Here is a 25,382-nt window from a genome sequence, read left to right on the forward strand (position 1 = left end):
TCTATAGCCATATCAACGGATTTCTTACCGGCAGGTTCCTTATTACTTCCCCCGTTTCCGGTCGATGTTCCAGTCTCTTCCAGGTGTTGAACCAATCTGCCTGTTTGTATTGTTCTGCTCCGAATAACAGGAAGGGATGCGCCACCGGCCATTCTTCCCAATACATCACGTCTTTCTTATGGGGCCAGCCATTCTTATTGGCAACGTATGGGTACATGAACTGTATTCCTTTCTTTATACATCTTCCATCCGGCAGCTCAAATTCCCAGAGATCGGGTAATAACTGGCAGATAGTAACCATGGCATCCAGGTTAAACAAAGAGTAGCCATAGGGTTTTGTGCGTGCCAATTCCAGCGGAAAGCTGCCATCCGCAGCCATCTGGTTAGGCAGTAATACCTGCTTGTACCTGTCCCTGCAAAACTGTAAAAGCGTATCGTTATTGGTCAGCTTTGCAAAGCATGCTACCTGCATTACCCAGCAGGTGCCATGGTTGTTCTTTGCATTCATTTCATCTTTCCCGTAAGGGTGGCTGGTTAACCAGGCAAGATAATCCGCAAACCATTTCCTCACGCCTGCAAGTAAGGCCTTGTCAAATATCTTTGCATCCTTCATTGCGCTTACGCCCTGCACTACTTCCATCAGCTGGATGGTATCTATGATACCTATTCCCCTGCCGGTAAAGCGGCCTTTAATGGCTTGTGCATATTGCAGGGAAGGATGCATCAATGTGGCGGGATCTATAAACCAGGCATGTAAATGTTTTAATGCAACTTTTACATACCGTTCATCTCCGGTTATCTTATAGGCAGAAGCCAATGCCCCTATGATCCTGCTAAAGCGGATCATAGCCAGCCGGTGAGCAATGAAGTTAGCCGGGTTGCTGAGACCGTCCCGCTGAACATACGGACTGTCGGGGTGGGCGGGGTTAGGCCACCAGTAGTCACCCTCTGAATAAAAGTCGTGTTTCCCCCCGGCGCTGCGGGGGCTGATAGCAGCGGTTACGGTAATAGGCTGTTGTTTCATGGCCAGTTCGGCTTCAGCCAATACCTGCCGGCGTAAAACGTTTATCACTTCCTTTCGGGGCGGAGTGAGGGAAACAAATAAAAGAGTAATGAATATTAACGTGGATCTTATCATAAGTCAAATCTACATTTTAACTACTTTTATTTCATGAAATCACAATTATTATTACCTGTATTTTTTCTGTTGATAGCCTGTCAATCTTCCCGCCTGTCTATCTCTGCTGCAGAAAAGATCTATCAGGACACACTCCCTCTGCCTGAAGGCGCTACTGCCCGTTACCGGTCACTCCAGCAAACAGCCGGTAAAACCGTTATAGATATGACCATTACTAAACCCGGTGAAGAGCCGACAGATCAGTACCTCTACTTCACAAAAGAGAAAAATAAATGGTTGTTCTATGGTACGGGATCGCTTACCCTCATAAGGCCAATGAGAAGAGAACGTAAAGAACTGGAAACGATGACGGCTGCACAAATAGACAGTATGTCCAGAACAGTATATGATTTTCAACTAAATAGCCTGAAGTTGAAAATGGGCGCTGACGATAGCCTGGTAGCACATTTCAACAGGTATAAAGATATCTTCAACCAACTAAAGAATAACCCTGATGCTAAAATTCCTGAGCAGCTGCTGATCAGTAATATCACCACCGGCGATCTTTATGTGCAAAAAGGCCTTTGCTTTCACGTACTTTATGATGCAGTAGGTTACCTGTACTTGGAAAACAAAAAGCATCTCCCTGAAATGTGGCCGGATAAGGTAATGATGCTCCGGGAACTGGATAAAGGATGGTATCTGTATAAAGTAGCGATCTATCTAAATTAGTCTTGAAGGCAGATGATTTCCTGATCTTGTTATCTGAATAAATATTCGTACATTTGCTCCCGATTTTAATAAGCAATCATCATAATGACAAACATCTTAACATATCAATCAGCGTTTTGCGCAAAGACTGTAATAAGAGCAGTAATTGCAAGCACCTGTATTGTCTTTATTAAGAACGGGGAGGCAAATCCGTACCCGGATATGAGAGGTTAAGTTATTGTGTCTGAAATAATATTCAGAGGCCTCTTCATCCGAAGGGGCCTTTTTATTTTGTCTCCCCATTCTTCCCCTTTTTAATAAAACAATCTTTTAACAACATTTATCACAGCAATATGATACTGATCATCAAAACATTGATGAGCTATTCAGATCGGCATGTCCGGTAACGTCAGGTGCAATACATATTGCGTGAGGCCTCCCGTTACCTGACGGGAGGCTTTTTTATTGCTTAAATATTTATAAAATGAAACGACAGGATAAATTCAGAAATATAGGGATCATGGCGCATGTGGATGCCGGTAAAACAACAGTAACGGAACGCATGCTGTATTATACAGGACTAACACATAAGTTAGGTAGTGTAGATGAAGGTAATACTGTAATGGATAGTGATCCACAGGAAGAAAAACGAGGTATCACAATTTCTTCTGCTGCTATTACTACATATTGGAACAACCACCAGGTTAACATTATTGATACACCGGGGCACGTCGATTTTACCGCAGAGGTGGAACGTTCCCTTCGCGTACTGGATGGTGCTGTAGCCGTTTTCTGTGCGAAATCAGGTGTGCAGCCTCAGTCAGAAACGGTGTGGAGACAGGCGGACAGGTATAATGTACCGCGCATTGTCCTTATTAATAAAATGGACAGGCAGGGAGCCGATTTTTCACGAGTAGTAACTGAGATCCGTAAGCAACTGCATGCTAACGTAGTACCTGTACAGTTGCCCATTGGTGCAGAAGACAACTTCAAAGGAGTGATAGATCTCATAACTATGAAGGCGCTGCTATGGAATAGCGAGGATGGTAAACAATATGAAGTAACTGATATTCCTGCTGACATGCTTGAAGAAGCGGAAACCGCCCGTAATTATCTGCTGGAAGAGTTATCCTTGTATGAAGAAGTGCTATTTGAGAAGTACACGACAGATGTTGCTGCTATTTTATCGGAAGAGATTATTAATGCTTTACGCAATGCTACTCTCCGTATGCAGGTAATACCTGTATTGGCAGCAGCGGCGTATCGTAACAAAGGTATACAGCCCCTGTTGGATGCTGTTGTTAGATACCTGCCTGCTCCTGCAGGCATTCCTTCAATCAGCGTTGCTGATCCTGTGAATAATACAAAGGTTATGATCAGCACTTCTGCAGAAGATACTTTCGCCGGTCTGGCATTTAAGATTATCTCTGATGATTATGCCGGTAGGCTGACAATGGTCAGAGTGTATTCGGGAACATTGCGTACCGGTGATACGGTATGGAATAGCCGTACAGGCAAGCGTATCCGTGTAAACAGGTTGATGCGTATTATGTCTGACAAATATGAAACTGCAGAACAGATAGAGGCTGGAGATATTGGTGCAGTTGTGGGATTGAAAGATGTACGTACCGGTGATACGCTGGCAGACCCTGAAAGACCAGTACTCCTCGAGCAGATGTCCTTCCCTGAGCCGATGATCGGTTATGCGATAGAAGCAAAATCAAATAAGGAGGCCGGCAAGCTAGGCGAAGCTCTGTCCAGGCTCGTGGAGGCAGATCCTACGTTGACAGTGGAGGTAGACGTTGCTTCGGGACAAACTATTCTTAAAGGAATGGGAGAATTGCACCTGGAAGTTGTAATAGAAAAACTGGCTACTGAATACCAGGTGGAGATCAATAAAGGCCAGCCGCAGATTGCGTACAAAGAAGTCTTTACCCGGCCTGTTGAGCATAAGGAAGTGTACAGAAAGCAGAATGGTGGCTCTGGTAACTTTGCAGAAATAGTATTTGAATTATCACCACGGGAAGATGGGGAAACAGGGTTGGAATTTGTGAATGAGATTAAAGGTGGAGCTATCCCCCGAGAATTCATCCCTTCTGTAAGGAAAGGCTTTGAAGAGGCAATGCTGCAGGGTGTGTTGGCCGGTTATCCTGTCAAGTCTATGAAGGTGAGATTACTGGACGGATCTATCCATGAGAATGATTCTCATGCTTTGGATTTTGAGCATGCCGCGCTAATGGGATTCAGACATGCAGCTGAAAAAGCTGCTCCGAAATTGCTGGAACCTTTTATGAATGTGGAAGTAACCTCGCCGGAAGAGCATACCGGCATGATCACCGGCGATCTTAACCGGCGCCGCGGTATAATCCGGGGAATGGAAATGAAGGCAAATACCCAATACATTAAAGCTGAAGTACCATTGGCAGACCTGTTTGGATATGTGACAGTGTTGCGTACACTGTCTTCAGGAAGAGCTGCCGCTTCCGTGACATTCCAGGATTATCAGCAGGTACCTGATAATATTGCCCGGAAGGTATTGGAAAAAACGTAGCTGAATTAAAGTCGCTCGGCCTTGGCCGGGCGACTTTCCTATTATTTCTGCAACACCATAATATCATTCATCATAAAAGCCTCTCCTCCCTCTGCTACAATATTATACACCGGCTGTTTCCCTCCGGCAGATTCTGTTTTGTTAACAACAGTATATGTAACGAGTGTTTTGGTGTGCTCATCCATGCATAGTACCTGGTCACCGGTATTAATAGTACCTATAGGTTGTTTACCGTTGACAGTCTGCATAGGATGATTGGGCGTAGCCTGTAACATCTTACCAGACAGGTGCACTATATGTACTGTACCTTCTTCTGCTTGAGTAGCATGTATAGCCAGCAGGTGGGTGATGGCATAATTGTCAGCACTGTGCTTAACCAGCTCTTTCACCCTGATGCTATGATTAGCCGCATCCGGGCTGACGATCTCATCTCCCGGACGGATATAACGTAGTTCTTTCTGTGTACCGTCGGAAAGCATTACAAGCTGATCTCCAGGAAAGCAGATATGAGTGCCGTAAGTTCCTGCTTCGGCCTTTACGTCCTTACCGGCATTGATGGCTTTATACAACTGGAAACTGAACTCTCTCGATAATACATAGGAGAGTTTCAGCACATAGTTCTTTTCAACTTTGTCGATAGCGTGAATATCTTCGAAGTATTTGTTCCAGATATCGGCATCAGTATTGAAGAGCGGCATAACGGCTGTATATAGTTTGCCTGACTCATTAGTATAAAAGATCACAGTACCGATGTCCTGCATGCTGTCTTTCGATACAAGGCGATAGAGATCTATTCTTTTCTTCAGCCCGTCATCGCCGGTAATGATATAGGGCTTGCGCATTTCATAGCGGTCCAGCACATAAGCATTACCGAATTTTACATAAGTATCATTATCCAGGTCTTTTACTGTAAATGTTTTCGCCTTCTCATATTCTTCCGCCCGCATAGGCCGGGACTGCGCCATCAGCTGACATACAAGCAGGGCAGAGATCAGTGTCAGGATATATTTTCTCATAGCAATAGTTTAGTTAAGATAATTCCTTGAATGCAGCTGCAAATGCCTGCATTTCATCCATACGGCCTATGCTGATACGGCACCATTCCTGGTTATTCATCTTCCAGTTACGCAGGCCTATACCACGTTTCATCATTTCTTCTGTAAATCGTACTCCATCCATTTTCAATGGGAACATAACAAAATTGGTATGAGAAGGAATGTAAGTATATCCTTCCGCTTTCAGCGTCTTATACAGGAACTCCTTGCTGGCAACGGTCTTCTGTATGGAAGTATCCATAAATGTCCTGTCCTGGTAGCTGGCCAGCGCTGCGTTGACAGCAGGGAGGGAAAGTGCGAACAAGCCGGTGGCAGTATAGTCTGTCAGTTTTTTCAGTGTTTCCGGTTGACTAACAATATACCCTATACGCATACCTGCCAGGCCATACACTTTGGAAAAGGTACGCGCCACGATAAGGTTCTGCCCTTTCTTTACACTCTCTATAAGTGTAGTCGCTGCTGCATCCGGCAGGTAGTCAATATAGGCCTCATCCACAAAAACGGTCACTTTTTTAGAGACCCTTTCACAGAAGGCTTTCAGCTGGTCTTTGTCTACAATAGTGCCGGTAGGATTGTTCGGATTACAGACATACACCAGTTTTGTTTCAGGTGTAATGGCCTTTTCCATAGCATCCAGGTCATGTTTATGATCGGCTGTCATCGGTACTTTGATCCATTTCGCATTGAGGTGCTCACAGCGGGTAGGAAGGTCATCGTAAGTAGTTTCGGCAGTGACAATATTCCCGCCATCTTTACATAATGCAATGGCTGTGCCCAGCAGCAAAGGAGAGGAGCCTGAGCTGACCATGAGCATATTGGCAGGAAGGCCTTCATGCGCACAGATCTTTGCTTCCAGTTCCTGTACCTGCATCAGCGGATATTGATAGCTTGTGGAAAGACTGTTCATAATAGCTTTCTTGGCCGCTTCCGACGGACCGAAAGGATTCTCATTTGCAAACAGACGGGCCTTCAGGTTTACCGGTATCTTCGGCTGCGTAAAGTCGCTGGCAAAGGGAATACGCTTTGTTGGGAGCGGTGTTGCCTGCAGCCGGCTCAGGGCAGGCGGAAGCATGGTCAGTCCCCCGGTGAACAGTGCTGTTGTTTTCAGCCAGTTGCGCCTGTTCATGGAGTTGGTGGTACTCATAGCAATTTAGTTTTGGTTGTCAGTAATATATAATGCTCACTTACTGCCCGTGGCAGTGGGATAGGTAATGCGTTGTTCCGTTACCCGGGCATGGATATCTGCCACTGTTCTGCGGGCAGATTCTAATGCGCCGGCCATCCAGGCATTCAGGTAGGTGGTATGCTCGCCGGCAAAATAAACCTGCTTATCAGCCTGTAAAAGGCTTTTGTACAGGGTTTGCCGGTGTACACCGTTGTATATGGCCCAGCCTCCCATGCTGTAAGGTGTTTTATGCCAGCTTACAGAAAAGGAGTTCTCAAATTCTTTTGGGTATTGCGGATGAATAAGACTGCCTTTTTCCAGCGCCAGCTGTTCTCTTTGCGCATGGGTAAGGTTACCTACGTTTTTAGCTTTCTCATGGAAGTTGTAGTATCCGAGAAGTATACCTTTTTTACTGAGGTAATCGTAAGACGGATAAAAGATCTGCGTTAGCTCATTATTGGTATGTGTGATGCCGCCGTAGATATTTTCATCTTCCTCCCAGAATCTTCTTTTGAATTGCATGCCTATCTTGCCGGTCATCATATAAGGAACATAATCTATAGCCCGGCTTACATCAGAAGAAAAGTTATTTTCAATGTTACTGAGTACAGGCAGTGGCAGGGTACAGATACAGAGGTCGGCCTGCAGTTCCTGAGCCCCTTTTTTATCCTTGTAGCTTACTTTTACCCCTTCCGCCTGGTTAAGTATCCCTGTCACCTCGCAGCCAAAGCGGATGATATGCCCTATCTTTTTCTCAAAAGCTTTGGCAATGTTGTCCATGCCGCCTACGGCCTGGAACATGGTCATCTGCAGTTCATACGTATATTCCGCCACGTTATAGAAATCAGGATCTGCCAGTCCGGAAGAGATAATATCTGCCAGGCGATGGGGATCAGCAATCTTACCGGGTTTATTTCCTGCTCCCGGATCTTCTATATATCCCCGCCTGTCTGAAGCTTTATAGAGTTTGTCAATATCCAGTCCGCCTTCTGCACGGAGGTATTCAACTATCTTCTGCGTATCTTCTTTGGTGAGGGCGGTATCTACTTTCTGCTGATCAATGGCTTTAGCCAGCAGTTCGCTGGTATATCCGCGGAGGTCGTTGTGGATCTCGCGGGCCCTGATCTTCTTATTGGACAGGGGACCTTTGCCTTCACTGTAGAAATAAGTAGCCTCGTTCACGTTATTGTACACCTGGATGGGTACCTGCAGTTCCCGGCAGTAATGCATGGTAAGTTGGTGATGGTGGGGAATGCGGGAGGGGCCTGCGTTAAAGTACAGTCCTTCGTCAAAAGCGGCTGTTTGTGCAGGAATATCCGTTTCCTGGTGAACAGTGCCTTTACGAACGCTCCAGCACCTGCCGCCTGCGCGGGTACGTGCTTCAAGAATAGTACACTGGTAGCCCAGTTTAGTCAGTTCATAAGCAGATGCCAGTCCGGCCAGCCCGGCGCCCAGGATAACAATACGTTTGCCATTACCGTTGCCTGTAAGGTTAAATGCATGAGCCGGTGCTTCCGGCAACATGCCTAATGCAAGCATAGCTGGATAGGCCGCGGCTATCTTACCGGTATGAGATAAGAATGCTCTTCGGGAAATTGACATTTGGTTGATATATAGATGATTCTGTGAATACTTCTCTTCCTATTCTAATTTATGACTATTTACCGACTGTTCTGTGGAATTTATTCAAATGGTAGTATAAAATATATGTATGTATTTTATATATCTTGCGACACAATTTAGTTTAGTCTATGGGCTTTTGGGATAAGTATTTTGTCCGTCGAAATAAGCATAAGAATCAATCAGTCCCTACAGTATTGACAGATATTGAGTTATTTGATAAGGAATTCCTCGACGCTACGGCCCGGTATACCAGCAGGCCGGGAGAAGATATGAATATGAGGTTCCGGTCTGAAGAAACCAATGAGATCATTCCGTTTGCACAGGCTTTCCCGGAACAGTTTGATGAATGGAAAACAGTGAAATCCATATGGGACAGGCGGGGTATTATTTACCAGATCCTGGATAAGAGGATAGGTGATTCCATGAAGCTCTGGCAGCAGGTAGAGCGGTTCAATATAGACCGTTACCCGGAAAACGCTTTACGCTTTGCAGAAGAATATGCTGGTCCGTCAGATCTGACTGACGCTAACTTCCACCTGGCTGTGGCCAGGTCATATTTTATCCTGTCCCGCTACAGGGAAGCCGAGGAAAGAGCTGAGAAGGCTTTATCCTTAACGCCTAATCATCACAGGGCAAAAGTGCTGCTGGGAGATATTTGTCATTACACGCATAAACCTCAACGGGCACACGAACTATATAACGATGTTCTGCGTCTCAAACTGCCGGCCGCTACTCCTACCACTATGAAGATCGGTGACCTGGTAGGTTTTCACCGGGATATCATTCACTCTCCCGTTTACGCTGTCGCTATGCTGAAGTCCTCCTCTGAGGCAGACGAATCTGTCTGGGATGCGCTGGCAGGAGAATTTTATCATTATCCCCAGTTCCGGCTGGCACATGCTACTTTCCTGATCCATAAAGGAGAACACCTGAGAGGGTTTACAAAACTGATTATCTTAAGCCGGGAAATGCCATGGTTCAAGGAAGGTGTGATCAATTCCTACAGCCTGATGCAGCAACTGGGCCTGGAGCCGCAGATGAATGAAGATAAGGTCAGGTTAGAAGAGATATTGAGGAAGGAACATTGGACGGTGTGATGTAAGAAATTTATAGTTAAATAACAGGATCTGTTTTGCCATTGGAAGTTAGTTCGATAAAGAGGTTAGTTCCGGGAAAGCTGTTTTATTAACTAGTAATTAACAAAAATGTTGTTTCTTCTCGTTAATATTGCATTGGTAAAATAGTATCAATATTAAAAAGAGTTCACATTATGAAAAAATTATTATAACTTCATTTTTGATTGATTGTTAATTTGTTATTTATTTATTCACTATTTTATTTCTCGATTTGATTGTCGAATGTTTGAGAAAATAGTACCAAATCCTATACGCTTCCAATTAATTCAAGCATAAATATTCCTGATACCCAAAAGACGGAATTATATTTTATAGGTATTATCTTTGGCGTGTAAACGATTATTCGGTTCATGTCATAGAGTTGAGGTATTAATATTATTTGATTCTGACTCTAAATAACAAAAATTGAATTATGGCCAGACCAATTAAAGAAACACCAGTTCTTAAAGGGGATGCAGCTGTTAAATTTTTGTCAGACATGCAAAAAACGAAAGAGAAAAAGATCACTTCTGAAGCACTTGACAAAATCAAAGCAAATTCTGAGAAATTAAGATCTATCTCTAAGTTTTAAATGGACCTGACAGATTTTAGCTTAGTTCGACTTTCTCCCATTACGGAACTGAAGCCATTTGATTGTGGAGATGAAGACCTCAATGAGTTTTTTCATCAAGATTCACAAAATTACAGGAAAGAACTCCTCGCAGTTACTTATATCCTTGAAAGCGATAGTAACACTGTCGCTTTTTTTAGTTTATTAAATGATAAGATTTCTGTTGAAGATGTAGATAGTAAACGGAAGTTTGCCAGATTTTTTAAAGATATTATGCCTCGGGAAAAGCAATTCAAGAGTTATCCTGCGATGAAAATAGGTAGACTAGGCATAACTAAGGAATATCAGGGTAAGGGACTTGGTAAAATAATTCTGGATTATATTAAAAACTTATTTATCACTAATAATCGTACCGGCTGTAAATTCATAACGGTTGATGCCTATAATGCTTCTACGAGTTTTTATGAAAAGAATGAGTTTTTATATTTACCCGCCAAAGAGCCGGGAATCCATACAAAGCAGATGTATTTTGATTTAAGGACGCTGCTTGTTGATGAGTGAACTGAAAGGTAAAGCTCTCTTTTCATGGTAAAGATGTAGGCATATTTGTAGTGAAGAGAACTAAATATTAATGGCACATAAAAAAGCCCTCCATATTACCGGAGGGCTTTCCCTTTTATTAAAGAGGTATGTCTGGTTAGTTCATTGTTTTTAAAACTGTTAACTTTTGATACTAAAGAACTGACCGCTGTTTTCACAGAACGAATTTCAAATAGAAATTCCCTGAATTGAGTGTCATCCATAAATGAAAACTACTTTTCCGAAATTAGATCGTATTCGGGATGACAACACAAAATGATCTTCCTATTGCTTAATCAATCTCAACGTTGTCTGTTTCTCACCACTTTCAACTTTAATAAAATAGGCAGCATTCGCCAACCTGTTGCAATCCACCGGTACCTGGTGATAACCTGCAGGGAACACTTTATTCACCACAATATTCACCAACGCCCCATTTGAATCAAACAGCTTCACTGCAACCCGCTGTTCCTGTTTATTGTAAAAACTTAACGTAGCATTGCTCACTACCGGATTAGGATATACGCGTGTTTCTTCCGGCTGTGCTGTTATATCAGGATGATAAGCTACTCTTGCAGAAGAAGCACAAGTGGCAGCAGAAGGGCTGTTACCTGTTACTTCCATCCAATCTATATTCGCAAATTCAGTAGAAGAAGTGGTCTCTATACGTACAGTATTAGTACCGGCAGCCAGCGTAGCCGTTACTGCTGCTGTAGTAGTCCATGTTGTCCAGGAGCTGGTTTTCGGGAAAGACACACTTGACAGGGCAGTGTTACCATTCACCAGCAAGCGCGCAACGGTAGATACGTTGGAACCACCATTGGCATACCTCCATACAAAAGAATAAGTTCCGGCAGATGGTACAGTAATGCTATAGTTCACACCCCTGGAAGATGAATTGGAGAGATTAATATAATAACCACCATCAGCACCGGTATAACTATTCTGCCTGCTGCCATCAGCGCCGCAATAACCGCTGGTAGTAATTGCAGCATCATCTATCCGCAACGTATTACCTCCCCCTCCGGAAACAGCTGAGAAGCTGGCGGTAACAGAAAGATTGGCATTCATAGTAACTGTGGTAGTAGCTGAAGTGCCGCTGGCTCCTCCACTCCATCCTGAGAAGGTATAACCACTGGCCGGAGAAGCTGTAAGTGTTACTACAGCACCGGCATTATACGAACTTGCTGAAGGACTGGCTGTAATTGTACCACCGGCGCCTGGCGATGCCGTAAGACTCAATGTATAAGTGCTGGGATTGGTAGTACTGCCGGATTCACGTGCGCCTATATCCGGGGCAGAACCGGTGTAAGTAATATTAGGGGCTGTAACACCGGCATTGATCATATCACTGCCGGTAGCAAGTGCCAGGAAGTTACCAAGGTTAGGACTGCCGTCTGAATTTTTGGAAACACTGGGAGTAGTGGAAACAAAATCTGCACTGCTGACTACCAATCCGCCGCCATTAGTGCTGACATTATTCTTCCACCATACGTTACTATTGCTTACATCTGTCCCGTTCGACTGATCACTGGACCCTGCATTAAAGGAAAGGTTATTCCTGAATGTGGCAGTGCTGCCTGAACGGAAATTGAAATTGGAATTTGCGTTGTTGTAGCTGGTATTGTTGGATACTTCAATATTGCCAGGATTGTTATTATCTGTAAACCCATGGTGACCATTATTGAAAGCTACGGAGCGACGTACAATATGATTAACAGCAATACCGGATCCTCCCAGTTTAAAACCGTTCTTGTCGCCGTTACCGGAAGTAGAGCCACTGCTCAGCGTACCATTGCTATAAGAAACACAGTTTTCAATAGTAACAGGACCTATGGGGCCTGTATCTGATTTAGCATAGAGGTCCCATCCATCATCAATATTATGATGGGAGATACAACCTCTGAATACATTACCTGTGCCACAGGTCAGTTTAGCAGCAAAACCATCTGCATCTTCGTTATCAGGGTCCTGGTTGTCATATGCCTCACAGTTGAGGATAAGGTTATTGGAAGGCCAGGAGCTGATTGTGGTGTTAGAAGTTACATAGCGGCTTAACTGCAAACCGCTGTCATGGTTGCCAATGAAAAGACATTTTTCAATGGTATTGTTGTTACCTGCCAGTAACATACCATTATCGCCTGCACCACGGATAGTGATACCGGTGAAATGCCAGTAGTCGCCATCCAGGATCACACCGCGATTAGCATCTGCAATAGCCATAGCAGAGAAATCCAGTACAGGAACTTCGCTGCTGTAAGCTACAACGTTCTTGTTGGCAGATGCAGTACCATTATTACTGGCAGTGATGATGACGGAGGCAGAAAGGCTGTAAGTACCGCCACGCAGATACACAGTACCTCCTGCAGTTACAGTAGCTAATGCATTTGCCAGAGTAGTGGGGGCGCTGATGTTGGTGCCCGGGTTAGATGCGGAGCCGTTCGGAGCGGCATAAATGGTTTGAGAATAAGCTACGCCCGTCTGCACCAGGCATAGTAGTGCGAGTAGTAGTGTTTTCATAACGAGGGAAATTTTTATCTGAATTTAGTTGATTTAAGAGCGGGGTTGATCAAGATAAAAATAATTATTTACGCAAACGTTCCCGGGTACGACGGAGATAAAATGGATAATAATTGGGGCTATCTACGGGATTATTGATAATTTTAACGACTCATAACCCATACGAAATGAAGCGATCCCTTTATACCTCGTTGGTAATCTTACTGTTAACGTCGTGTAGTAATTCAGGTAGAGAACAGCAGGCTGATAGTTCGAAAGTAACTTCTTCTGTAATAGATACGGATGTAATGGAAGTGGTTAATCCGCCGGAGAAAGCGGAGGTGATACCTGATACAGTGCGGGTAGAAGGTGATTTTAATGGGGATAGTATCCCGGATATCGCGTATGGTGTACTATTTAAAGGACATCGTGATGGCGACGATGCGCAGGACCAGTATATAGTACGGTTCTCCAATAAGAAGATCCCTGCCATGCCTGTACAAACCGGAAAAATGCGGTTGATCAACGAAGGAGATCTGAATAATGATGGCAGGGATGATATTACTATCTTCGGAGAGCCTTTACATGGCTGTACCTATAATGTAAGTACTTATTATAATGATGGTACCAGGTGGCGGGAGCTGGCAGATACCTGGCTGTTGCCATATTACTGTGATTTCATCAGTGATGAGGAATTACAGAATAGGATAGTATTCGAGGATGGTGTTGTTTATTTTTATGAAGCTGATGTGAATGATGAAAATGCAACGCTGATCAAGAAAGAACTACCGTTGAAATGATTTGTAAATACTGCATCTGAATATTCTTCCTTAAGAAACCGGCCGTAGACCATATCTTCCCACTCAGAAAAAACGCTTTTGCCGAAGGCAAAAGCGTTTTTTCTGAGCAGTTTTTCCGCACAGAATAACATACAAAAATTCTAATTACCTGTTCCTCCCTTTTTCGTTAGGATAAAACTGCTGTACAGGATCGCTCTGTACAATCTTTTTTGTCTCAATATTCATCGCAGTTATCTTGCCATAGAACGCGGCTCCCGTATCTACATTCCATACATTAGCGCAATGCATCGGCACATCTACATCATAATTAATAGTAGGAGTGTGACCAATATAGATCTCATTAAAGTGCATTAATCTTTTGGGAAAGAGTTTGGAATCCTTTTTAATACGTTTATCCATAGCTAATACCATTTCCCACAATGTTCTGTCCCAGGAATAATTAGACGGATCGCGTTCCATGGTGGGGCCATGCATCGAAGTATAACCTGCATGGATGAAGAGGCGGTTCTCGCTATCTATATAATAATTCCTCAGCCGGTTATAAAATGCAATATGAACATTCCTTTGTTCCTGGTCGTATGTGTCATAGCTGTTAACGGTATTTTGTCCGCCGTGAAATAACCAGGTAGCATCGGCGGGTTGTCCCATCAACCAGGATTCACACCAGGCGTCATGATTACCTTTTATAAAGAGACAGCTGTATTGTTGTTCCAGCTGCATGAGATAATCTACAGTCTGTGCCGCTTCAGACCAGCCATCTACATAGTCTCCCAGGAAGATCAACGTATCATCAGCAGTAGGCTTTATTTTGTCGATCACCTGTACCAAAGCCTTTAAGGCCCCGTGAATATCCCCAATTACGAATGTCCGCGACATTAGCTGTAAATTTTGGCCTGCAAGTTAGTAATCAGCTGCTCAATTATTATAAAATTCCTGGTTGTCATCAGAAATTGATGTATTGAGCTGGTACATGATCTGTCAGCCATACGCCATTAGCTGATAAATAAAAAGCATGACCATCCCGATGCATCTGACCGCTACAGATATTCAGAATAACAGGTATTCCCCGGCGACTACCAACTTTCTCAGCCGTTTGTTTATCGCGACTAAGATGCAAATGTTGCCTGTTCATTTTCTTCAGTCCTTCTTTGCGGATTGCATCCAGGTATCTTGCAACAGTGCCATGATAGAGGAATTCGGGTGGTTCCTGTACGGGAAGGTCTAATTCTACATGAATAGAATGACCCTGGTTAGCGCGGATCTTTGAAGCATCTTCATTGAATGCAAAGCGCTGTTTATCGTTGGTGAATACTACTTCTTCCAGCTGTTCAAAGGAGAAGGCATTACCGTGTTTCGCTGATTTACTGATAAGTTCATCAACATCCGCCCAACCATTATCATCCAGTTGCAGCTGAATGATTTCCGGTTGGTGACGGAGAATAAGGCTTAGAAATTTACTTATATGTTTCTTTTGATTGTCTGTCATTGTTTATTTTTTAAATTCATCTCTCACTATCATCAGTGCATATCCTAAAAGGTTTTGACCTCTCCATTTCAAAGGGTTTTCAGCGTGTTCATTATTGGCGCCTATGCCTATGCCCCATATCCTATCCAGCGGACTTGCTTCTACCAGCACACTGTCCCTGGTGTTAAGCAGGAATGCCTTGAGGTCGGGATGTTGTGAGAATTTGTGCAGGTTACCTTTTACTACGATGTTGAATTTTTCTTTATCCCATTTAGCAGGATCAAAATTCTTCACTTCCCTGCCAAGTTGCTTTGCTCTTGCAGGTGAAGGCGCCTGTAGTATCTTTTCTTCTATTGCCGTATCATTAAAAAGTCTTGCTTTCTCTGCCATCATCCAGTGTTCTGCAGTAGGATAGGTTTTGTTATTTACAGTAAAAGCTGATGTCCACCACTGGCTAAAGCAGCTTTTGGTAACAATACCGGGGGTAACAGTATGTCCCCAGAAGAAGGTATAGGAGATCTTTTCTTTGGCGTTAAACCGGGTTACTAACCATTCGTTGTTGTATTTCATGTCATCTGAATTTTAATAATTCTGCCGCTAAGCGGCTATTTTCCGGAGGGGTAAAACTTTCTCCGAAGAATACCTGTACAATCCGTATATCACCTATAATATGACTGTTAAAGTTTTCAAGTTCTTCTGCTGGTACCCATAGTTCATTATGTGTGCTGTCTCCTACATTCTGAACTGTGTATTGTGCATAATGATCTGCTGTTATTTCAAATGCAGTAACTATCCCGCAATAACCGGAGAAAGCATCAGTTGTATTCCACTCTGCAGCTATCTGTTCAGCATATGGCTGGTTTAAAACAGGATAAAAGATGGGCTGCCAGCTGAGCCTGGGCGGAAATTTCTTAAATCCGCTATCCATGATCAGTTCCAGCTCTTTTATTCCTACAGGGCGATATAACGGTATGCTATTCATGCTAACTAATGTTCAACTGAAAACTATTTTCCTTTAACTTCTTATTAAACTTATACAGCTCCGGATGACGGTTCTGCAACCCTTCGCGTTTCTTCCCTGTAGCTATTATATATTCAGCATCTAATATCTTACGTCTGAAATTGCGGCGGTCCAGCGGAAGGTCAAGGATACATTCATACAGGTCATGCAGTTCTGTCATAGTGAACAGGTCATCTAATAACTCAAAGCCTACAGGGAAGTAAAGGATCTTGGCCTGTAGCCGTTTGAGGGCCTGTTCAAAAATAATGGCGTGGTCAAACCCGAGTTCAGGCAGCTTTTTGATATCAAACCACTGCACATCATTCGCCATATGCCCGGCAGATACCGCTACCTGCGAGGGATTCACCAGCGCATAATAAGCAACCGCTATTGCCCTGCCACGGGGATCGCGGTCCGGCTCATCGAAAGAATACAGCTGTTCCAGGTATACATCATTCATTCCCAGCTTGGTGCTCAATACCCTGGAGCAGGTGTCACGAAAGCGCTCTTCCATCTGTAAGAAAGCCCCCGGAAGCGTCCAGCAATCTTTAAAAGGCTCTTCTTTCCTGTTCAGCAGCAGGACAGAAAGCGTGCGCTCCTTATACCCGAAAACCACAAGATCCACTGCCAGCGACGGATTTTTATAACTATGAAAAGGCTGTATATTTTCCATTAGTGTTAAATTGACGCAAAGATAGTAAATATTATGAAATCAAATTATAAACTGCCGTTTTGTAGCAGTGTAGTATTATATCTTCGTGATCATTAGGACGGCCTTTTATCATCCATGAAAATTTCGGTACCCTATTTAAAGTTCCTGTTAACCCCGTCACCCACAAAATGTAAACCCATGAAACTGAAAAAAGTAAAATTCTCGTTGATGGCACTCGCCGTTATTCTTGGCGCCGGAACGGCTCTGGCAAGTTCTCTGGCTAAAAAAGATACTCCCACACTTTATTACTGGACTGGTACTACGTATGCGCCTGCCGGCATTGAAGATTATGACTTTGTGTGCGAATGGTCGCAGTTCGGTATCTGTACATATACATATGATGCTACTACCGGTACTTATACAAGATATAAGTACGGCAAGATCCTTTTCCTCAGATAAGATCGTACCCAGGTTAATTCTTATATAAACAGATGAGCTATGTTTAAAAGCATAGCTCGTCTGTTGCATTTAACAGGTATTTATACGCAGTAAAACAGGTGTTTTTGCACTTGACGGAAAAAGTGAATTGATAGAATTTTGGGGCATTGAATTAATTATTAACCTCAAACCCCAAAAAATGCGTAAACATCTTCTATTGGCTGGTGTAGCCGGCATGGCTGCATTAGCACTGTTTTCCTGCAGGAAAGAGCAGCAAACAGCACCCCAGACAACCGAGACATCTACTGTAGCCGGAGCAAGAGAAGGAGGCGACGAACTGGACGCTATCCTGCAAGACCTGGCCCCGGAAACTTACCTGCTGGCCTTTGATGGATTGCCGGCAAACAACTACATCACCAAACCTCTCTACGGTGCATTATCAGAAGAAGCCCAGTTTGGCGGCTCCGGGTATCCGTTCCCATTCCCTTACCTGGGAAAACTGGGATATGACAGGGCTCCGTTCCGTAAGATCTGGATCAAGACCTGTCCTACAATGATCCCTGTTTTTGATATCGCCAAAAGGGCGGCAGAACTGGTACAAAAAGCAGACCCCAGAACATTCGCTGACCTGACAATTTTCGAAGCAGGCAAAGAACAACAGGTCCTGGCCACTAAATCCTTCTTAACAGCTGCAGCTAACCTGCAACCTGATGTGATAGACAATAAGGTAACAGCAGGATTGCCACTGGCAAAATTCCGGCTAACAATCCCCGCAGGTACTTCTCTGCCATATTTTACCCGCGGTTTCTACGGTACCGGCGATATCACCCAGGTAGCAGGAGCCACCGGCCGTCTCACTATTTACAACGGCCTGAAATGGGAGGATATCCTGAGAAGGAAATACCCCAACCTGATCGGTTGTTTTGACCCTGAAATCCTGAAGATCCTTCGTGAAAGATTTGTACGGGTCAGCCCACAGTTTGAAAAACTGAACATGGAAGAAGTTGCCGGCGGAGCAATCGTCGGACTTTAAAATACCCCGGGGGCTGGCGGATATATGAAGCCAGCCCCTCCATCAACCTGTCTTATGTTTACATGGAAACATATCTGCTGGATCAGCTTCGCTGCTTTTCACCTGCTGGTAGCTGCCTTACATGCAGCGCATATGGAAGAATGGCCTGGTCATACTTCATGGCTCATGAAACGGCTCTCCGCCTATGGGGACTATACCGGTACCGGTAACATCTTCAGCTTTTTTGCGCCTAACATCGGTAATGAAATAGCTGTAGTGTATACAATAGCCAATAAGAAAAAGCAGCAGGTAACCCGGCTGGAAGGCGCTAACACAGAGTGTAACCGCCGTATCCGGACCATCTATAATTTTTTCAGCATCAGTGAAGCGCAACCCCTGTTAGCAAGTAGCTGTGCTGCCTATATGCTGCACCGTTACCCGGAAAGTGAAATGATAAGAATAACGGTTATTGGCCGGCAGGTGCCTGATATGCAGGCCTTCCGGGCTGGAGCTGAGCCTAAATGGGAGCCTTTTTTAGTGAAAGATTATAAAAAGAAGATAGCGTCCCGCTGAGATATTACCCCAAAGAAGTTAAACTTAAAAATCTACGTGTATGAACCGTTTTTCCGTGCTGCACCGTTTTTTCCTGTCGCCGTCTTCCGGCGCTCCCCTGGCCTTTTTCAGAATAGCTATTGCCCTGCTGGGCCTTGTACAGGCAGGATGGCTGGCCGGAAGCATTGCCCTGTTGTACGGTGAAAATGGGCTGGTACCCTGGGCTATCAGCGATGGTATTGTAGATCCTTACCTGCCGCAGCTATCCTGGTTAAAGCCTGTCTCTGAGTTTACAGGACTTTCTGCAGATACCTGGGTCTATATCATTATGGGCATTTACCTGCTGAGCCTGATCATGCTGCTGCTGGGAAAATTCACCCGCGTAGCTGCATTTACGGCCTGGGCGTTGCATATGATGTTCATTAATACAGGGTTCATGGCTGCTTATGGTGTGGAAACGTTCATGCACATTGCCCTCTTCTATTGTATTCTTATGCCTGTCGGACATGTATTCTCCTGGGATGCCCGGTGGAGAACAACGGTAAGGGATAGTGAATGGTACACTTTATCCATCCGTGTGCTGCAGTTGCATCTTTGCCTGGTGTATGTGGCTTCAGGTGTGGAAAAAGCTATGGGTACACAATGGTGGAACGGCGAAGCTATCTGGCAAACAATGATGCAGGGGCAGTTCTCCCGTTTTGATATGCGCTGGATGGCGGGATTTCCCCTGTTAGCGAAAATGTTGGGATGGAGTACGCTGGTGCTGGAAACATGCTATCCTCTCTTTATCTGGTGGAAGAGGACGCGTCCTTACGGTTACCTGGCTATTGTGATGCTGCATCTCGGTATAGCGGTATTTATGGGACTGCAGCTCTTCTCATCCGTTATGATCATTTTCAATACTGCTGCTTTTGGCTGGCCTTATGTACAGCATATTTACCGAACGCGCGTTCAACCCTTATACGAAAAGAAGAAACTGCACCGTGCCGGCCGGCTGGCAACACAGGCGTTCTGGAATTTTGAATGATGGTATTATTTAGGCATATCCCTCAACCCAGCTATCATATTAATAGTCAACGCCACTACAAACGTATTCAGCACAAAAGATATCATCCCATGCATCAATGCTACCCGCCTGAGCTTACGGGCACTGATCTCTACATCAGACACCTGGAAGGTCATGCCTATTACAAAAGAAAAATAAGCGAAATCAAGATAATCCGGTTTATCTTCTTCCGGGAAGCTTAAGCCGCCGGCATGATGCTGTTCATTATCCTCATCATCATCGTAATAAATATGTGCATAATGCATGGTGTACATGGTATGTACCATCCCCCATGCCAGCATAATACCCGCTACAGCTACGGGAACATAGAGAACAGGCTTTACATCCGTTACTTCATCTGAGACGGTCAGCAATAATACCATCACCATACTGATAAAACAAGCCAGGAGGATGAGAATGAACACAAAAGTCCTGCTGCCATCTTCCCTGCGGGCATAGCGCCTGATCTCTTCTACAGTCCGGGTAAAGAAAACTATCCAGCAGGTAGTGTTATAAACGAGGGCAAAAACATCCCAGAGTACCATTATCCGGAGGAGAGGTGTCAGGGAGGTTCCCTGGATCAGGAGAAAAACAAGGCCTGTTATACCCAGGCTGATCAGGACCCGGTGAATGGGGTGGAGTTTGAGGAAAATATTGCCTTTCATACTTAAAGTTATTGATTTTAGGCTGTGCATAGTGCAATTCTTGTTGCATAGCTGGAGTAGCTTATCTTTGCCGAATGAAGTTCGAGCAGTATCATATTTCTCCGGAGATCAAAAAAAGTTTAGCAGAGCTGGGATTTAAGCGCCCAACCGATATCCAGTTCAAAGCCATTCCATCTATCCTGAAGGGAGACGATGTCATGGCCATTGCACAGACGGGAACGGGCAAAACCGCAGCCTTTGCTATTCCTACCCTCCATATGCTGCAGTTAAAGCACCCCAAAAAGACAAAGGGAGAGGTAAGATGTGTGGTAATGGTACCTACCCGCGAGCTATCTATCCAGATAGCAGAGGTATTTACGAATATAGGCAAGTATACAAAGCTGAATATATTAGGGCTGCATGGTGGTGTAGATGAAGCTCCCCAGCTGAAAAAGCTGGCGCAGGGGGTGGATGTGCTGATAGCAACGCCTGGCCGTATGTTTGACCTGATCAGCCGTGGATTTATAGACCTGAGCCAGACGGAGATGCTGATCCTGGACGAGGCTGACCATATGTTAGACCTGGGTTTTATCCGCGATATCAGGGATGTGCTGAAACATATGGCCCGCAGGCACCAGACGCTGTTCTTCTCTGCTACAATAGATAAAGACATCAAAGACCTGGCTTATTCCGTGGTGAATAACCCTATCCGTATACAGATCTCCCCGCAGGACCCGGTATCAAAGAACGTACAGCATGCCGTAGCGTATGTGGGGATGGACGATAAGCGTTTCTTCCTGGAGCGCCTGGTAAAGGAGTTCCCTGACAATAAGATACTGGTGTTTGTGCGTACCAAGGTGCGTGCAGAGCGTGTATTCGCTGCTATGCAAAGGGTAGGTATTAAAGCCCTTACGATGCACGGCGGTAAGGAGCAGGACAACCGTTTACAGGTAATGGAGGAGTTCAAGAATGGGGATACCCGCCTGCTCATTACTACTGATGTGAATGCACGAGGCATAGATATCCCCAATGTGGACTATGTGGTGAACTATGATCTGCCGGATGTACCGGAGAATTATGTGCATAGGGTAGGACGTACAGGACGTGGTGTGCGGAAGGGGCAGGCTGTCTCTTTCTGTAGTGATGAAGAGAAACCTGTACTCGAGGCTATACAGCAATACCTGGGTAAGGAGATCACTGTCATGAAGATCAATAAAAGTGATTACCGGGAAACGATCAGCTTCTCGGAAGATATACCCAACGATAACTGGCAGTTGCTGCTGGACGAGCATAACAAGCAACTGGAGCAGGCAAAGCGCAAAAAGAAGAAGAAATAGGCCAGTTATTCTTTCCGGAGGTGATGCGCCTGTTTGATGATCTGGTTAGCCAGTGTTGTCATCTTTTCATATGTCTCGTCAGAGATATGGTAATAGCTTGTCTGGAATACGCTGTTTTCAAATGAAGTTTTCTTTTCGGCCGAAAAGCATAAAGGTATCAGGCGGAATACGTCCTGCATATTCCTGTTTTCCACTATTCCCACTTCTTTCAGGATGCGTACCAGGGCGGCAATTTCAGCTACGGTCAGGCTGGTCTGCAGTTTAAAGTTCTCCGGCAGCGTGGCAAAGTCACTTTTAAATTTCCTGGTATTGGTGGGCTTTTCCCTTGCACGCAGATATTTTGTTTCTACCTGTATCCATTCATTCATCAGCTCCTTGATATTGGGGGCATCTTTGTTATATGCCAGTCCCCGGAGTTGTTTCACCTGGTTTACTTCTGAGGCGGCGTAACCCAGCAGGTCCAGCTGCGTGCGTACATTAGGAAGCTCTTTCAGCTGCTGGTTGATGTAGGAAGTACAATAGTCATAGAAAGCAGTGCTGTTCAGGTTGAAAGATATCAGCAGGTTCCTGAGCTGTGGCTGGTCCAGTGAGTTACCTTCCTCCCTGTAAAGTTTCAGTAGGGCCTGGTGCAGCTGACGCAGAAAATCCAGCTGGTAGTGGTTCATACGGTTTTCGAGCAACGGGTCGAAGGTATCGAAGAGGTCCAGTACCAGTGCCTGCAGTTCTTCACAGCAGCTTTCTGCTTCGCTGAACCATTTACGGATCACGGAAAAGCCTGGCTCGAGCCGCTGACGCATCAATTCCCGGTACACATTGGGTGTAATGGCCATTTTGTTATAATACCTGGCATGGACGATCATGAGGTGGAGAACAAGATCTTCCAGGCGATGGCAGATATCGTTACAAAGATGGACGGGGTTTTCGTAATCAATTTTAATATAGGTTGCCGGTACTTCTTCCAGCCAGCTTTCGGGCAATGAGTTGGAAAGGAGTGTTACCTTTTCCTGGCAGGTGGAAACATATTTTCTCATGGTGACCGGGCTTACACCTTTTTCAACACATTCGTCAAGAGCGGCGGTAATTTCATCCATAGCCTGAGTAGCTTTTTTATGCATGCCTATTACCTTTTCTGTGGAGGACGGATCGTCCGGGCCGGGAGGGTTTTGAAGGCAGTCTATGAGTTCCTGTAACGGGAGCAATGGAGTCCTCATGTTGTTCGTTTTTAGGTTAAACTTTGGGAAAATGAAAGGTTAACTATACCTGGCTTTGGGAGTACGGGCCATAAGCCCGCAATGCTACAGGTAGCATTACTAAGATACATAAAAATACTGTCAATGACCTATTAAATCATACAGATACCGCAGTGTCTCACAGAGCGTTAAACCTGCGTTCTCGCTGCAGGAAAATGGCCTGGCAGTCACCCTTACCAGGCCAGAAGATCCTGCAACAGGGTCAACGATCAGCGCTGTTGCGCTGAATACGCCTGGATGAGAGGTGCCGGATTGCTTTATGGTGGTGAAGGAAATTCATTCTGTTAACCTCGCATTAACGCATTTAGGTTACGAAAGCTGTATCATTGCAGCTCTGATTGAATTTTTAGTCTGTATACATGTAGCCGGGCACTCCTGTCCGGTTTATTTTTTGTCCCCTGTATATACAGCCTGTTATCAGATCAGGCATGCTGTTGTCCTGTAGTTTTTTCTTCGTGGTATTCCTGTTCTGTATTAATGGACCATATATTGTCTTTTGTGGTGATACCTTCTATAATGTTATCTACGGCTACCATGGCGGTGAGCATGGAGTGGTCTGCATTATTGTATTTGTGCATACCATTACGGCCCACCAGGAAGAGGTTAGGGAAATCGCTGATATATTGTTTTACCTCATCGAAGCGCTCATAGGCTCCGAAATAAGCGGGGTAGGTCTTTTCTACCCGCAGTACGGTAGTATCAAGTACGTCTGAATTATTTGCCAGTCCTATTTTCTGGAGTTCCCTGACGGCCAGCTGCGCAATATCTGTGTCGGCCATTTTCCAGAAGTCGTCAGTTTCGTTGCAGAAGAATTCCATACCTACCCAGGCCGTGTTGGGGTCTTTTACCAGGTAGGGGCTCCAGTTGTTGAACAGTTGCAGCCTGCCTACTTTCACATCTTTTTCCTGTATGTAGATCCAGGTGTCTTTCAGCTGGAGTGGTTTCCACTTGCCTGTCTTCTTGTCCTGTTCAGAGAGGTTTTTGAGCAGGATGCCTACGGTGATGAAATCCCGGTATTGCAGTCCTGCGGCTATTTCCCTGACGTTGCCGGGTATATTGGCATCCAGGCAGCCTATCAGTTCTTTTACGGGCATGGTGCTGAAGAAGTAGTCTCCTTTTAGCTCTATTGTTTGCAGGGCAACTTTATCGAAGGCTTCTACAGCGGTTACTTTCCCGTCCTGTGTGTTAACAGCTATTACGTCGTGGAGCATGTGGATGGTGCCGCCCATTTCCTGTACCTGCCTGGCTACTTCTTCCCAGAGCTGGCCGGGGCCCAGTTTAGGGTAGAGGAACTGTTCAATGAGGCTGGTCTCGGTATCTTTCTGGGAGATGTCGCCTTTCTTTTTCTTCTTTTTGAGTGCGGCCTGTACGGCGTGTTGTACCGCTTTGCGGATGCTCACGCCTTTAATGCGTTGTGCGCCCCATTCTGCCGGTATTTCATGACAGGGTACGCCCCATACTTTTTCGGTATAGTCCCTGAAGAAGAGCTCATAGAGTGTTTGTCCGAAGCGGTTCACCATAAAGTCTTCCAGGCTGTTTTCCGGTTTGCGGGGGGAGGCCTGTGCTTTCAGGTAGGATACCAGTATGGAGATGGTGGTGCCTATACCCAGCTTGCGCAGGGTATCTATAGAAAGTTGTATGGGGTAGGTGAAGAATTTACGGAGGAAGTAGATGCGTGACAGGCGTTCCCGGATCAGCATTACTTTGTCTGCGTCTTTTGCAGCTACGCTGTCACCCGGGGCCACTTGTCTTGATTTGTTCTGGTAGCTGATGGTGAACTGTTCTTCCGTGGTTTGCTGGGCGGGCAGGATGTTGAGCCACCAGTTCATGACGCGGTCAGACTTTGAAAAGAATCTGTGTCCGCCTATGTCCATGCGGTTACCTTTGTAGTTGATGGTTTTTGAGATGCCACCAATGTCGGTCGATTTTTCGAGGATGACCGGTACTATGTCTGTTCTTTTGAGCAGTTCATATGCGGCGGTCAATCCTGCGGGGCCGGCTCCGATGATGATCGCTTTGCGTTTAACAGGGGAGTGGGCATTTTGTTGTGTTGTTAATATGGGCTGATCCATGGGGTAACATTTGGCGGGTTCTCTAAAATTGATGTATCTGTTTCCTAACTGTTCGCACTTTATAAAGGTAGGGGTGGCACCATAATATGAACTTAGGAGATAGGGAGAAAAACTTAGGTGAAAACGCCT

General features: G+C 45.0%; 24 protein-coding genes. 11 read left to right on the plus strand and 13 right to left on the minus strand.

Annotation, left to right across the window (positions count from 1 at the left end; translation table 11 throughout):
• Position 1: 1 nt before the first annotated feature.
• Positions 2-1,138, minus strand: coding sequence for an alginate lyase family protein (locus tag GO493_RS15210; RefSeq protein WP_157307059.1), 1,137 nt, complete (start codon positions 1,136-1,138; stop codon positions 2-4).
• A gap of 33 nt (positions 1,139-1,171) precedes the next feature.
• Between GO493_RS15210 and GO493_RS15215 the strand changes: the two genes are divergently transcribed.
• Together GO493_RS15215 and fusA are read left to right on the plus strand one after the other, a co-directional pair.
• A complete protein-coding gene (locus tag GO493_RS15215) occupies positions 1,172-1,849 on the plus strand; it encodes a hypothetical protein (protein WP_157307060.1) in 678 nt (225 codons plus the stop codon).
• 463 nt (positions 1,850-2,312) lie between these two features.
• Positions 2,313-4,379: an elongation factor G gene (gene fusA, locus GO493_RS15220; protein ID WP_157307061.1), complete on the plus strand. Its 2,067-nt coding sequence runs from the start codon at positions 2,313-2,315 to the stop codon at positions 4,377-4,379.
• 41 nt (positions 4,380-4,420) lie between these two features.
• Here fusA and GO493_RS15225 read toward each other — a convergent pair whose 3' ends face one another.
• The 3 genes from GO493_RS15225 to GO493_RS15235 are packed head-to-tail and all read right to left on the minus strand — an operon-like array spanning position 4,421 to position 8,201.
• Positions 4,421-5,395, minus strand: coding sequence for a Hint domain-containing protein (locus GO493_RS15225; protein WP_157307062.1), 975 nt, complete (start codon positions 5,393-5,395; stop codon positions 4,421-4,423).
• A gap of 13 nt (positions 5,396-5,408) precedes the next feature.
• Positions 5,409-6,578, minus strand: a complete 1,170-nt coding sequence (locus tag GO493_RS15230) for a pyridoxal phosphate-dependent aminotransferase (RefSeq protein ID WP_157307063.1) — start codon at positions 6,576-6,578, stop codon at positions 5,409-5,411.
• 36 nt (positions 6,579-6,614) lie between these two features.
• Positions 6,615-8,201 (minus strand): flavin monoamine oxidase family protein, encoded by a 1,587-nt coding sequence (locus GO493_RS15235; protein ID WP_157307064.1) that lies wholly within the window; start codon positions 8,199-8,201, stop codon positions 6,615-6,617.
• Between the two features lie 149 nt (positions 8,202-8,350).
• Here GO493_RS15235 and GO493_RS15240 point away from each other — a divergent pair, with 149 nt between their 5' ends.
• The 3 genes from GO493_RS15240 (at position 8,351) to GO493_RS15250 (ending at position 10,469) form a co-directional block, all read left to right on the plus strand.
• Positions 8,351-9,319: a tetratricopeptide repeat protein gene (locus tag GO493_RS15240; RefSeq protein WP_157307065.1), complete on the plus strand. Its 969-nt coding sequence runs from the start codon at positions 8,351-8,353 to the stop codon at positions 9,317-9,319.
• 451 nt (positions 9,320-9,770) lie between these two features.
• A complete protein-coding gene (locus tag GO493_RS15245; RefSeq protein ID WP_157307066.1) occupies positions 9,771-9,929 on the plus strand; it encodes a hypothetical protein in 159 nt (52 codons plus the stop codon).
• Entirely contained in the window at positions 9,930-10,469 is a 540-nt protein-coding gene (locus GO493_RS15250; RefSeq protein WP_157307067.1) for a GNAT family N-acetyltransferase, read from the plus strand.
• A gap of 303 nt (positions 10,470-10,772) precedes the next feature.
• Here the strand turns inward: GO493_RS15250 and GO493_RS15255 are convergent, their stop codons facing one another.
• A complete protein-coding gene (locus GO493_RS15255; protein ID WP_157307068.1) occupies positions 10,773-13,007 on the minus strand; it encodes an InlB B-repeat-containing protein in 2,235 nt (744 codons plus the stop codon).
• Between the two features lie 167 nt (positions 13,008-13,174).
• On the opposite strand from GO493_RS15255, the gene GO493_RS15260 reads away from it, so the two are divergent.
• On the plus strand, positions 13,175-13,786 hold the full coding sequence (locus tag GO493_RS15260; protein WP_157307069.1) for a hypothetical protein: 612 nt from the start codon (positions 13,175-13,177) through the stop codon (positions 13,784-13,786).
• A gap of 144 nt (positions 13,787-13,930) precedes the next feature.
• Here GO493_RS15260 and GO493_RS15265 read toward each other — a convergent pair whose 3' ends face one another.
• The 5 genes from GO493_RS15265 to GO493_RS15285 all read right to left on the minus strand — a co-directional run bounded on the left by GO493_RS15265 (position 13,931) and on the right by GO493_RS15285 (position 16,924).
• Positions 13,931-14,662, minus strand: a complete 732-nt coding sequence (locus tag GO493_RS15265; RefSeq protein ID WP_157307070.1) for a metallophosphoesterase — start codon at positions 14,660-14,662, stop codon at positions 13,931-13,933.
• 67 nt (positions 14,663-14,729) lie between these two features.
• On the minus strand, positions 14,730-15,272 hold the full coding sequence (locus GO493_RS15270) for an RNA 2'-phosphotransferase (RefSeq protein WP_157307071.1): 543 nt from the start codon (positions 15,270-15,272) through the stop codon (positions 14,730-14,732).
• Positions 15,273-15,275: 3 nt separating this feature from the next.
• Positions 15,276-15,821, minus strand: a complete 546-nt coding sequence (locus tag GO493_RS15275) for an NADAR family protein (protein ID WP_157307072.1) — start codon at positions 15,819-15,821, stop codon at positions 15,276-15,278.
• Position 15,822: 1 nt separating this feature from the next.
• Positions 15,823-16,233 (minus strand): ADP-ribosylation/crystallin J1, encoded by a 411-nt coding sequence (locus GO493_RS15280; protein ID WP_157307073.1) that lies wholly within the window; start codon positions 16,231-16,233, stop codon positions 15,823-15,825.
• Position 16,234: 1 nt separating this feature from the next.
• Entirely contained in the window at positions 16,235-16,924 is a 690-nt protein-coding gene (locus GO493_RS15285; RefSeq protein WP_157307074.1) for an NUDIX hydrolase, read from the minus strand.
• A gap of 177 nt (positions 16,925-17,101) precedes the next feature.
• Here GO493_RS15285 and GO493_RS15290 point away from each other — a divergent pair, with 177 nt between their 5' ends.
• From GO493_RS15290 to GO493_RS15305, 4 genes are all read left to right on the plus strand, one after another.
• Positions 17,102-17,362 carry a hypothetical protein gene (locus GO493_RS15290; RefSeq protein WP_157307075.1) on the plus strand — a complete coding sequence of 87 codons (261 nt, stop codon included), beginning with the start codon at positions 17,102-17,104 and terminating at the stop codon, positions 17,360-17,362.
• A 178-nt stretch (positions 17,363-17,540) separates the two neighbouring features.
• The gene (locus tag GO493_RS15295) at positions 17,541-18,374 is read left to right on the plus strand and encodes a hypothetical protein (protein WP_157307076.1); all 834 of its coding nucleotides are present in this window, start codon (positions 17,541-17,543) and stop codon (positions 18,372-18,374) included.
• 54 nt (positions 18,375-18,428) lie between these two features.
• Entirely contained in the window at positions 18,429-18,926 is a 498-nt protein-coding gene (locus GO493_RS15300) for a hypothetical protein (RefSeq protein WP_157307077.1), read from the plus strand.
• A 40-nt stretch (positions 18,927-18,966) separates the two neighbouring features.
• On the plus strand, positions 18,967-19,932 hold the full coding sequence (locus GO493_RS15305; RefSeq protein WP_157307078.1) for an HTTM domain-containing protein: 966 nt from the start codon (positions 18,967-18,969) through the stop codon (positions 19,930-19,932).
• A gap of 5 nt (positions 19,933-19,937) precedes the next feature.
• Here GO493_RS15305 and GO493_RS15310 read toward each other — a convergent pair whose 3' ends face one another.
• Positions 19,938-20,615: a DUF1345 domain-containing protein gene (locus GO493_RS15310; RefSeq protein ID WP_157307079.1), complete on the minus strand. Its 678-nt coding sequence runs from the start codon at positions 20,613-20,615 to the stop codon at positions 19,938-19,940.
• A 74-nt stretch (positions 20,616-20,689) separates the two neighbouring features.
• On the opposite strand from GO493_RS15310, the gene GO493_RS15315 reads away from it, so the two are divergent.
• The gene (locus tag GO493_RS15315; protein ID WP_157307080.1) at positions 20,690-21,931 is read left to right on the plus strand and encodes a DEAD/DEAH box helicase; all 1,242 of its coding nucleotides are present in this window, start codon (positions 20,690-20,692) and stop codon (positions 21,929-21,931) included.
• 5 nt (positions 21,932-21,936) lie between these two features.
• On the opposite strand, the gene GO493_RS15320 is transcribed toward GO493_RS15315, so the two are convergent.
• Together GO493_RS15320 and GO493_RS15325 are read right to left on the minus strand one after the other, a co-directional pair.
• Positions 21,937-23,142 (minus strand): hypothetical protein, encoded by a 1,206-nt coding sequence (locus GO493_RS15320; protein WP_157307081.1) that lies wholly within the window; start codon positions 23,140-23,142, stop codon positions 21,937-21,939.
• Between the two features lie 461 nt (positions 23,143-23,603).
• Positions 23,604-25,253: an NAD(P)/FAD-dependent oxidoreductase gene (locus GO493_RS15325; protein WP_157307082.1), complete on the minus strand. Its 1,650-nt coding sequence runs from the start codon at positions 25,251-25,253 to the stop codon at positions 23,604-23,606.
• Between the last annotated feature and the right edge of the window lie 129 nt (positions 25,254-25,382).

Origin of the sequence: Chitinophaga tropicalis, from assembly GCF_009758205.1 — a bacterium.
GTDB classification, from domain to species: domain Bacteria; phylum Bacteroidota; class Bacteroidia; order Chitinophagales; family Chitinophagaceae; genus Chitinophaga; species Chitinophaga tropicalis.